The following is a 7,325-nucleotide window of genomic DNA, read 5'->3' on the forward strand; positions in this document are numbered from 1 at the left end:
GGCGGGGGCCGGTGTCCCGGAGGGTCATGCCGCGGCCCCGCGCATCAGGCTGCCGACCCGGCCCAGGTGGGAGCGCACGCAGGCGGCCGCGGCCTCGGCGTCGCCGGCCCGCAGCGCGGCCAGGATCTCGCGGTGTTCGACGATGTTGCGGTGGACCCGGTCCGGGTGGGCGTGCATGACCGCGACGCCCATGCGCAGCTGCCGATCGCGCAGCTGGTCGTAGAGGCGGGAGAGGATCTGGTTGCCCGCGTACCGGACGATCTCGGCGTGGAAGCAGCGGTCCGCCACGGCGAAGGCCGCCAGGTCGCCGGTGTCCGCGCACCGCTGCTGCGCCCGCAGCAGCTCCTCCAGCCGCTCGACGAGCGCCGGCGGGCTGGGGGTGCCCCCGGACGAAGTCTGGGGGAGGACGGCCCGGCGGACGGTGAACTCCTCGACCAGCAGCCGGGTCTCGACCACGTCGGCGATCTCCTGCGCCGAGACGGCCAACACCAGCGCGCCCTTCTTCGGGTAGAGCTTGATCAGCCCCTCGGTCTCCAGCCGCAGCAGCCCCTCGCGCACCGGGGTGCGCGACACCCCGACGGCCTCGGCCACCTCGCCCTCCGTCAGCAGCGTGCCGCCCTCGTAGCGGCGGTCGAGCACGGCCTGCTTGAGGTAGCGGTACACCCGGTCCGCGGCGGGGGCGGGGGCGGCGGGCTCCCGGGTGGACGCGGGGGCGGGGGCGGCGGCCGTTGGCGCGCCGGGCGACATGGCGGGAGGCATGCGCACAGGTTAGATACAACAGGGGTGCATCCGGTGCGCCCGTCCGCGATACGGACCCCACCGCAGGACCCCACCGCGATGCGGACCCCGCCTCCCGCCGGGTGCATCGAAGGATGTACGCCGGGTTCCTCCGGCCGCACGACGTACGGGCCCCGGCCCGCCGGGACGCTGGAAGACATGGCGAACACCACCACGACCACCAGCACCGGCACCGGCACCGGCACCACCGGGTCCACCGGGTCCACCGGGCGCCTGCCGCTGCTCGACGTCCTGCGCGGGGCGGCCATCCTCGGCACGCTCATGACGAACGTCTGGATCTTCGCGACACCCGGCTCGGAGTGGTCCGTCGTCCAGGGCACGCTCGGGACCGCCGACCCCCTGACCGACCCGTCCGCGGCCACGATCGCGGCGTTCGTCTTCCGCTTCCTCGCGGACGGGAAGTTCCTGGCGCTGCTGACCATCCTGTTCGGGGTCGGGCTGGCCGTCCAGTACGACTCGGCGGCCCGGCGCGGCAACCCCTGGCCCGGCGCCTACTGGAAGCGCGCCGCCTTCCTCTTCCTGGAGGGGACCGTGCACTTCGTGCTGATCTTCGCCTGGGACGTGCTGATGGGCTACGCCGTGACGGCGCTGCTCGCGGCCTGGCTGCTGGCCCGCTCGGAGAAGGTCCGGCGGCGGGTGGGGGGCTGGGCCATCGGCGTGCACCTGGCCCTGATGAGCCTGCTCACCCTGGGCAGCTTCGCGGGGGACGACGGTTCCGGCTCCGCGCAGCCCACGGCCACCGACACCGCCGCCGTCGGGGTCTACGCCCGCGGCAGCTGGGCCGACCAGATCGCCTTCCGGCTCGACCACGCCCTCACGCTGCGCATCGAGCCGGTGTTCTCCTTCGGGCTGCTGCTGTTCCTCTTCCTGCTCGGCGTCCGGCTGTACCGGGCCGGCGCCTTCGCCCCGACCGACGCCGGCCGCCGGCTGCGGACCCGGCTGGCGCTGTGGGGGCTGGGTCTGGGCCTGCCGCTGAACGCCGCCTGCTCGCTCGGCGGCGACGACTTCTTCCTCCTGGGCCGGTACGCGGCCGCCCCCCTCGTGGCCGTCGGCTACATCGGCCTGATCGGCTGGGCGCTGGACCGGCTGCCGGTGCCCGCCGCCCTGACCACCAGCCTGTCGTCGGTCGGCCGCACCGCCCTGTCCTGCTACGTCCTGCAGAACAGCCTGTGCATGCTCGCCTGCTACGGCCTGGGCCTCGGCCTGGCCGAGCAGCTCGACGGCAGCGGGCCCTGGTGGGTGATGGGCCTGTGGGCGGCCGTCTGCGTCGTGCTGGTCACCGGCTCCCGGCTCTGGCTGCGCCGCTTCGACCGGGGCCCGCTGGAGTCCGTACAGCGGTGGGCGCTCAGTCCGCGCCGCCGCGAGCCGGTCCGGGTGTGACCCCGGCCCCGGCGGCCCCTGCGGCCCCGGCGGCCCCGGCGACCTCGACGTCCACGAGGACCTCGTCGTACGGGGCCTGGTGCGGGTAGGGCGGGCGGATCTGGGCGAACCGGATCCGGGCCCGCCCGCCCGCGCGCCGGCCGCGTACGACGTAGACCCGCTCGACGTCCGCCCCGGGCAGGACCTCGGCGGCGGCCGGCGCGGGAGCGGGAGCGGGAGGGGGAGCCGGAGCAGGAGGGGGCGCGGGCGCCTCGGCCACCTCGACCGCGTCCGTCTCGCCGCTGACCTGCCAGGTCCACACGTAACCGCGCGCCCCGCGCCCCGGCAGCCGCAGCCGGTACGACTCCCCGGGGCGGAGCACCACCTTCCGTACGTCCACGTCCCTCGCCCCCGTCCCTGCCGCGTCAGGCGGGGCCGATCACCGCGCCCTCGTGCCAGCCCGCGCCGTCCCGCCAGTAGTGCTGCAACTGCCGGTCGGTGCGCAGGACCACGACCTCCAGATTGAACCCGAAACTGCCCTGGAGCATCCCGGTCACCTCCAGCACGTCGTGCCCGAAGACGGCGCTGCGCCGCCAGCCGCCGGCGCCGGCGTTGTCGCGCCACCAGTGCTCGACCCGGCCGCCGGAGCCCGCGACGCACAGCTCGTAGTTCCCCGCGGTGTCCTCGTCCCACGCCCCGTACTGGGCCTCGATCATGCAGGGCGCCGAGGCGGCGCCGCTGCCGAAGACCTCGCCGGGCCGCCAGCTGAAGCCGTCCGCGTCGTCGCGCCACCAGCGCTGCATCCGGCCGTCCGTACGGGCGGCGACCAGGTCCAGCTGCCGGGCGCGGGTCTGGACCAGGGCGGGGCCGTAGTGGGCGATGCCGGCCGCGAAACGCCCGCCGTCGTTCCAGGACCAGGGGGAGCCGTTGATACGCCACCAGTGGTTCAGCCGCCCGTCGGCGGTCCGCACCACCACCTCGAAGTTGCCCGGCTTGCCGTAGTCGCTCTGGATGAAGCCGGGGGTGGAGCCGACGGCCGCGTCGCCCGGCCCGAACAGGCCGCCGTCGCGCCACGTGCGGGCGGACTGCTCGAAGTACCAGTGGCGCAGCCGGCCGGCGGGCGTGACGTGCAGGGACTCCATGTTCCGGTTGTACGTCGAGCCCGTGCAGGCCGGCTGGCCGGAGGCGTCGCTCCCGAAGGCCTCCGCCCGGGCCCACGCGTGCGGCGGGTCGCCCTCGCGCCACCAGTGGCGCAGCCGGCCCTTGCCGGCGGTGGCCAGCAGCTCGAAGTTGCGGTGCGCGCGGCCGTTGCCGCTCTCGTAGACGCTCCCGGCGTGCAGTCGGCGCTTGCTCCAGGGGTCGACGTTGGTGCCGCGCAGGCCGCACTTGGCCCAGTAGTCGATGCGGGCCTCGCCGTAGCCGATCCGGCCGAAGCCGCCGACGTGGTAGCCGGTCCCCCAGGAGTTCTTGAACAGCCAGCAGCCGGCCGCGTCGTCGTACCCGACGACCAGGACGCAGTGGCCGCCCGCGAGCCGGTCGCTGGTGCGGTGGTAGACGCCCGCACCGAGCCCGAAGAAGTCGTCGTAGACGTCGAAGCAGGCGGTGAGCGGGCCGACCGTGTCCAGCCAGACCTTCTGCTGCTCCACGTCGCCCAGCCGCGCGTAGTCCCCGATCCGCACGGTCCTGCCCGAACGGTCCCAGCTCGGCGTGTAGTCGGCGCGCCAGGCGTCGCGCCGGTGCGCCGGCAGTCCGGGCGGGGGCGTGGCGTACGGGTGGCAGTCGGGGTCGGCGAGGCCGCCGTTGTCGCGGATCCAGTCCAGCGCCGTCTCCGGGTTGCTGCCCTGACCGCAGCTGAAGCGCAGCCCGTCGTGCACGTCCCCCTCGGAGCGCTCGGCCCACACGTGGTGCTCGATCCGGGCCATCGACTCGACCAGGCCGGCCGCGCCGAACGCCCAGCACGACGCGCACGGGTTCTGGTCCTTCACCTTGGTGATCCAGGGCCAGCCCCAGCGGCTGCGCCAGTCCACGGCGACGGGCCGCGCGCCCGCCGCGAGCGCCGGTGCGCCGCCGGGCAGCAGACCGTGCGCCGCCCTGCGCCGGTCGACGTGCGGATTGCCGCTCGGACGCCCGACGAGCGCCCGCAGGTCCACCGTCCCCGCCAGGTGGGCGGGCGTCAGGTTCGCCCCCGGCTCCAGGCCCAGGGCGGCCCTGGGCACCTCCTCGTCGTCGGCGAGGTGCTCGCTGACCGACCAGCGCGCGCCGCGCTCGGCGAGCAGCGCCCGCAGCTCCCCCGCGCGCAGCGCGTGCCCTTCGTACCCCTCCGGCATGCCGTCCCCCCATGTGCCCCGTACGTCCCCCTGCGCCGGGGAGCGTCCTCCCGCGTGCACGGGGCGTCAAGGGGGTCCGGGCGGTCGCGCGAGGGCACGGGGGGAGCGCCGGCCGGCCCCGGCGGGACCGCCGGGGCCGGCAGGGCCGACAGGGCCGCGGTGTGTCACGGGCGGCGCGTCACCACCCGCAACCGGAAGGCCGCTTCGCGCCCCGCGGACCGGACGCGCTCGTGACGCGCAGGGCATCATCCGCGGCCTGCGGCCGCCCCCACCGGCGCCGACACCGTCCCCCCGGCAGACCGCGCCCGAAGGGGCGACCGGCCCTGACGGTCCGTAACCCGTCCGGACCCGGCCCGAGTCCGCCGCCGAATCGACATGGACCACGGCGGGGACGCCGCCTAGGGTCGCGGACATGACCACCGCGATGAACGACGCAGTTCGCAAGCTCCTGGACGCCCCCAACCCGGCCGTCCTGGCCACCCTCAACGCCGACGGCAGCCCGCAGACCTCGGTCGTCTGGGTCACCCGCGAGGGGGAGGAGCTGCTGATATCCACCCAGGCGGGCCGTCTGAAGGAGCGCAACGTCCGGCGCGACCCGCGCGTCAGCCTGACCGTCTACGACCTGACCGACCCGCTCGTGTACGTCGAGGTCCGCGGCACGGTCACCGTGACCGAGGACGCCGGCCGGGCCGTCGCCGTCCGGATCGCCGAGGAGTACGAGGGCCCGGGCGCCGGCGACGAGTACCTGGCCCTGCCGCCCGAGGAGGTCCGCGTCGTCCTGCGCGTCACGCCCCACCGCCTCGTGGGCAACGCCGCCCGCGGCTGACACCCGCGCGCCCGGCCCGGCCCGGCCGCCGTCGGCGCTGCGTGCGCCGCGGCCGGCGCCAGGTCCTCGGGGGCCGCCTCGGGGGCGGGCTGCGCCGGCGCCTGTTCGAGCGGGGGTACGGCGGGCGCCTCGGCGGGCTGCACCCCCACCCGGCTACTGCTCGTCGTCTCCATCCGAGCAGGATAGCCAGCGGAGTGCGTCACTCCGGGCAGGTCGCGCCTCGTCGTGCCTCAGGTGGCGTCGACGTCGAAGGGGGTGCGCTGCTCGGCGGCCGGCTGGGCGGGCTTCTTCACCAGGTCCGGGCCGCCGGTGGTGCCGCCGGTGGTGGCGGCAGGCGCGGCGGGGGTGGGCTCGGGCTCGGTGCCGTTGACGGCGTCGGTGACGTCGGTCAGCTCCTTGCGCAGGTCGAAGGACGTACGGATCTCCTTGAGGTCCTCGTTCTCCGAGAGCTGCTTGCGGATGAAGGTCTTCGGGTTCAGGTCCTCGAACTCGAAGTCCTTGAACTCCGGGCCCAGCTCCGAGCGGATGTCCTGCTTGGCGCTGTCCGAGAAGGCGCGGATCTTGCGGACGACACCGGCGATGTCCTGGATGACCTTGGGCAGCTTCTCCGGGCCGAAGATCAGGATGCCGAGCACCACGATGGTGACCAGCTCGAGTGCGCCTATGTCGTTGAACACCTTGCCGCTCCTCGGCTCTCTGCTTCCCGGCCACGACAACGGTACCCGGCCCGGTCGGCCGCGCCGTACCGTGCTGCCGCAATCCTTCCGGTCTTCATGAACCGTTCGCCGAGCCGAGTACGAGTTCCAGCGTGCGCTCGCGGCCGTCGCGGACCACGGTGAGGGTGAGGGCGTCGCCGGGGCGGCGGGCCCGGACCTTGATGATGAGCTCGTCACCGCTGTGCACGCGTCGGCCGTCCACCTTGGTGATCACGTCGCCGTCCTGGACCCCGGCCTTGGCGGCGGGGCCGCCGCCCGTGCGGCTGCCGACCCGGGCTCCGTCGCCCGTCCAGCGCATGTCGAGGGTGACGCCGATGACGGGGTGGGTGGCGCGGCCGGTGCCGATGATCTCCTCGGCGACGCGCTTGGCCTGGTTGACGGGGATGGCGAAGCCGAGGCCGATGCTGCCGCCCTGCCGCTCGGTGTCGCCCTTCTCGGCGCCGCGGATGGCGCTGTTGATGCCGATCACGCGGCCGCGGGCGTCGAGGAGGGGGCCGCCGGAGTTGCCGGGGTTGATGGGGGCGTCGGTCTGCAGGGCGTCGACGTAGCTGGTCTCGCTGCCGTCGCCCTTGTCTCCGCCGGCGGTGATGGGCCGGCCGGTGGCGCTGATGATGCCGGCGGTGACGGTGTTGGAGAGGTCGAACGGCGCGCCGATGGCCACGACCGGGTCGCCGACCTTGACGTCCTCGGAGTTGCCGAGCGCGAGCGGGTGCAGGCCTCGTACGCCGTCGACCTTGACCACGGCCAGGTCGTAGCCGGTGTCCCGGCCGACGACGCGCGCGGTGACGCTCTCGCCGGTGCTGAAGGTGACCGTTATGTCGCGGGCGTCGGAGACGACGTGGTTGTTGGTGAGGATGTGGCCCTGGCCGTCCAGGACGAAGCCGGTCCCGGTGCCGTTGCCGGTGCCGCCGCGGACGTGCAGGGTGACGACGCCGGGCAGTGCGGAGGCGGCGATCCCGGCGACGCTGTCGGGGGCCCGTCCGGTACTCCCGGCGGCGGCCTGCGGCAGCACCAGCCGGGTACTGCTCTCCCGCTCGGCCAGCACCCCGAGCCACCCCCCGATCCCCCCGGCAACCAACGCCACCCCCACGGCCCCGACAACAACATGCCGCAACCGCACAACCCGCCCCGCCACCCCTCCACGCCCGACATCGACCCCGTGCAAGGGGGACGGCGCCGCGGCCCAGGGGTCGTAGCGGGGGGCGGGGGCGGCGGGGGCGGCGGGAGCCGCCGGGTTCCCCGGGTCGGCCAGGGCGGCCGGGGCCGGGTCTTCGGCGGTTGCCGCAGCCGGATCGGCGT

7 protein-coding genes are annotated in these 7,325 nt (G+C 75.0%); 2 read left to right on the top strand and 5 right to left on the bottom strand.

The features are described from left to right. Positions 1-24 precede the first annotated feature (24 nt). On the bottom strand, positions 25-759 hold the full coding sequence (locus GPJ59_RS31145) for a GntR family transcriptional regulator (protein ID WP_258025197.1): 735 nt from the start codon (positions 757-759) through the stop codon (positions 25-27). Between the two features lie 177 nt (positions 760-936). On the opposite strand from GPJ59_RS31145, the gene GPJ59_RS31150 reads away from it, so the two are divergent. Beyond that, complete coding sequence (locus GPJ59_RS31150) at positions 937-2,178, top strand: DUF418 domain-containing protein (protein WP_219671266.1); 1,242 nt, start codon at positions 937-939, stop codon at positions 2,176-2,178. Here GPJ59_RS31150 and GPJ59_RS31155 read toward each other — a convergent pair. Both GPJ59_RS31155 and GPJ59_RS31160 read right to left on the bottom strand, forming a co-directional pair. Beyond that, positions 2,144-2,557, bottom strand: coding sequence for a hypothetical protein (locus tag GPJ59_RS31155; protein WP_219671267.1), 414 nt, complete (start codon positions 2,555-2,557; stop codon positions 2,144-2,146). The genes GPJ59_RS31150 and GPJ59_RS31155 overlap by 35 nt on opposite strands. Before the next feature lie 25 nt (positions 2,558-2,582). Next, a complete protein-coding gene (locus tag GPJ59_RS31160; RefSeq protein ID WP_219671268.1) occupies positions 2,583-4,484 on the bottom strand; it encodes a C1 family peptidase in 1,902 nt (633 codons plus the stop codon). Positions 4,485-4,896: 412 nt separating this feature from the next. On the opposite strand from GPJ59_RS31160, the gene GPJ59_RS31165 reads away from it, so the two are divergent. Continuing rightward, entirely contained in the window at positions 4,897-5,310 is a 414-nt protein-coding gene (locus GPJ59_RS31165; RefSeq protein WP_219671269.1) for a PPOX class F420-dependent oxidoreductase, read from the top strand. Positions 5,311-5,540: 230 nt separating this feature from the next. On the opposite strand, the gene GPJ59_RS31170 is transcribed toward GPJ59_RS31165, so the two are convergent. Beyond that, positions 5,541-5,987, bottom strand: coding sequence for a sec-independent translocase (locus tag GPJ59_RS31170; protein ID WP_219671270.1), 447 nt, complete (start codon positions 5,985-5,987; stop codon positions 5,541-5,543). Positions 5,988-6,081: 94 nt separating this feature from the next. After that, on the bottom strand, positions 6,082-7,325 hold a 1,244-nt coding region (locus tag GPJ59_RS31175), incomplete at its 5' end, for a S1C family serine protease (RefSeq protein WP_219671271.1).

This window comes from Streptomyces bambusae (assembly GCF_019400985.1).
Taxonomy (GTDB): domain Bacteria; phylum Actinomycetota; class Actinomycetes; order Streptomycetales; family Streptomycetaceae; genus Streptomyces; species Streptomyces bambusae_A.

What these genes read in the sequence shown, in the direction of transcription:
- GPJ59_RS31165 (WP_219671269.1), top strand. Translation starts at nt 4,897, where the DNA reads ATGACCACCGCGATGAACGACGCAGTTCGCAAGCTCCTGGACGCCCCC.
- GPJ59_RS31150 (WP_219671266.1), top strand. Translation starts at nt 937, where the DNA reads ATGGCGAACACCACCACGACCACCAGCACCGGCACCGGCACCGGCACC.
- GPJ59_RS31145 (WP_258025197.1), bottom strand. Translation starts at nt 759, where the DNA reads ATGCCTCCCGCCATGTCGCCCGGCGCGCCAACGGCCGCCGCCCCCGCC.
- GPJ59_RS31160 (WP_219671268.1), bottom strand. Translation starts at nt 4,484, where the DNA reads ATGCCGGAGGGGTACGAAGGGCACGCGCTGCGCGCGGGGGAGCTGCGG.